General features: G+C 77.3%; 2 protein-coding genes and 1 pseudogene. 2 read left to right on the top strand and 1 reads right to left on the bottom strand.

The genetic code is table 11. The annotated features are described in order from the left end of the window. Positions 1-210 (top strand): annotated as a pseudogene (locus ACWEO5_RS38290) (hypothetical protein); the annotation flags it as partial. Beyond that, positions 207-962, top strand: coding sequence for a DNA-binding response regulator (locus ACWEO5_RS38285; protein WP_452166678.1), 756 nt, complete (start codon positions 207-209; stop codon positions 960-962). The pseudogene ACWEO5_RS38290 and the gene ACWEO5_RS38285, both read left to right, overlap by 4 nt. A gap of 68 nt (positions 963-1,030) precedes the next feature. Here ACWEO5_RS38285 and ACWEO5_RS38280 read toward each other — a convergent pair. Further along, a partial coding sequence (locus tag ACWEO5_RS38280) for an anthranilate synthase component I (protein ID WP_452166677.1) occupies positions 1,031-2,773 on the bottom strand: 1,743 nt, incomplete at its 5' end.

The raw sequence follows: 2,773 nt of genomic DNA, 5'->3' as shown, positions 1-2,773 counted from the left end.
GTCGCCACCGAGACGCTCCTCGTCACGGCGGTCGGCGCCCTCCTCGGCACCGCCGCCACCCTCACCACCCGCGCCACCATGGACGCCGCCCTTGCCCGGCCGCCGGGACCTGGCGGGCCGAACCGCCCACCCACGCCACCGTCCGTCGCGCCACCGGGCCGGAAGACGGCCGGTAGCCGCACCGGCGCCCGCGAAGGAGACCCACCGTGAGCACCTCCTATGCGAGAGCGGCCCAGGGGCCGCGCCTCCACCGCCTCGAAGCGCTGCGCCACCACGCCGATCAGCTGGCCGAACTGGCCGCCCGGCTGCACGACCTCGTCCCCGTCGACGAGCCGGCCCCGCCCGGGCCCGACCAGGTGCAGGCACTGGCCGCCCGGCTGCTGCACCGGGCGAGCCACACCACCGTGACCGTGCGGGCCTTCAACTCCACCGTCAGCGCGCCGCTCCCGCTGGCCCGGCTGCACGCCCGGCTGCCGCCCCACCGGGCCGACGTGCGGCTGCTGTTCCCCTCCGGCCTGCTCGGCGACGAGGACGCGGTGGCGGGCCTGCGCGACCTCGCCGCCCGCGGCGCGCAGGTGCGGTTGTCGCCCTCCGCGCTGCCGACCATGGCCGTGTACGACAGCAGCGCGGCCGTGGTCGCCGGCGGCGAGGGCCTCACCGTGCTCCTGGACCCCGGCCAGGTCCGCGCCCTGCGGCTGCTGCACACCGCCGTGTGGAACCAGGCCGCGGACCTCGCCGTACTGGCCCGGGCCCGGGTGGACTGGGACGAGGAGGACACCATGGCCCGGACGCTGCGGACCCTGGGCCAGGGCTACACCGACGCCAGGGCCGCCCGGGAGCTCGGCATGTCGGTGCGCACCTACCGCCGCTACGTCGCCGAGCTGATGAACCGGCTCCAGGCCGCCTCCCGCTTCCAGGCGGGCGTGCGCGCCTCGCAGTCCGGGCTGGTGGAACCCGCGTGAGCCGGCGGGCGGCGGGGCCGCACCACCCCCGCCGCCCGCACCAGCCCCGCCGTCTGCACCGCCCGCCGTCAGGCGGGCACCGCGACCGGCACCGTCCGGCCGCACAGCGCCGCCACCGCGTTGGCGACCACGGCGTGCCCGGCCCCGCCGTCCGCCGTCATGATCGACTCGGGGTGGAACTGCACCGCCGCCATCGGCAGCCGCCGGTGCTCCACCGCCATCACCACGCCGTCGTCGGAGACCGCGGTGACCCGCAGCTCCTCGGGCACGGCGCCGGCCGGCGCGTGCAGCGAGTGGTAGCGCCCCACCTCGAACACCGGCGGCAGCCCCGCGAGCAGCGCGCTGTCGGGGGCCACCACCCGGACCGCCGACTGTTTGCCGTGCACCGGGCGCCCGAGCGTCGCCAGTTCGCCGCCGTAGTGCTCGACCAGGCCCTGGAGCCCCAGGCAGATCCCCAGGACGGGCACGCCCAGCCGCTCGGCCGCGGCCAGGGTGCCGCTGACGTCGAAGTCGCCGGGCCGGCCGGGGCCCGGGGAGAGCACCAGCAGGTCGGGCCGCTCCCGTTCCAGCGCGGCGAGGTGCCGGCCGCTGCGGTAGGTGTCGACCCGGGCGCCGGTCTGCCGCAGGTAGTCGGCCAGGCAGTGGACGAAGGAGTCGCGGTGGTCGACCAGCAGCACCCGGCGGCCGCTGCCCGGCCCCGGTGCCGCCGCCCGGGCCGGCGCGGCCGCGGCGGGTGGCGCCGGGGGTTCCAGCACCCGCAGCAGCGCGGCGGCCTTCAGCTCCGTCTCGCGCTCCTCGGCGTCCGGGTCCGAGTCGTACAGCAGCGTCGCGCCGGCCCGCACCGTGGCCACCCCGTCGCGCAACTGGACGGTGCGCAGGGTCAGCACGGTGTCCAGCGTCCCGTCGAAACCCAGCCGGCCGACCGCGCCGCCGTACCAGCGCCGGGGCGAGCGCTCCTGGCGTTCGATGAACTCCACCGCCGCCAGCTTGGGCGCGCCGGTGACGGTCACCGCCCACAGGTGCGCCAGGAACGCGTCCAGCGCGTCCCGGTCGGCGCGCAGTTCGCCGCGGACCCGGTCGACGGTGTGGATGACGGCCGAGTACATCTCGATCCGCCGCCGCTCGGTGACCTCCACCGTGCCCGGCACGCAGACCTTCGCCTTGTCGTTGCGGTCGACGTCCGTGCACATGGTCAGCTCGGACTCCTCCTTCACCGAGCCCAGCAGCTCGCGCACCCGCGCCGCGTCCTGCAGGGCGTCGGCGCCGCGGGCGACGGTGCCGCTGATCGGGGAGGACTCCACCACCAGTCGCGGGCCGGACCCGCCCGCCTCCCGGCGGACCCGGACGAACATCTCCGGGGAGGCGCCCACCAGGTACTCGCCGCCCCCGAGGTTGGCGAGCAGGCTGTGCGGCGCCGGATTGGCCGCCCGCAGCCGCCGGAACAGCTCGGACGGCTGCCGCCCGGCCCGGTGGAACACCTGCCCGGGGACGACCTCGAAGAGGTCCCCGGCGGCGAACAGCGGCATCGCCCGGCGCACCAGCCGCGCGTACTCGCCCGGCTCGTGGTCGCGGCGGCGCGCCGGGGCGCGGGGCACGAACGGGCGGGACGGCGTGCCGCGGGGCAGGTCCCGGGTGCCGAGCCCGCGGGCCCAGAACTCGTACTCGTGGCACACCGCCTCGTCGCGCCGCAGGTCGAGCTCCAGGATCCGGTCGGGCCCGGACGGTTTCTTCGAGGAGCACGCAATGGACTTCGGGTGGACGGTCCCGCTGGTGGCCGCGCCGATGGCGGGCGGGGCGAGCACGCCCGCGCT

This window comes from Kitasatospora sp. NPDC004272, assembly GCF_053603035.1.
Note: the sequence above shows the minus strand (reverse complement) of the source record. Positions and strands in the feature narration are given on the sequence as shown.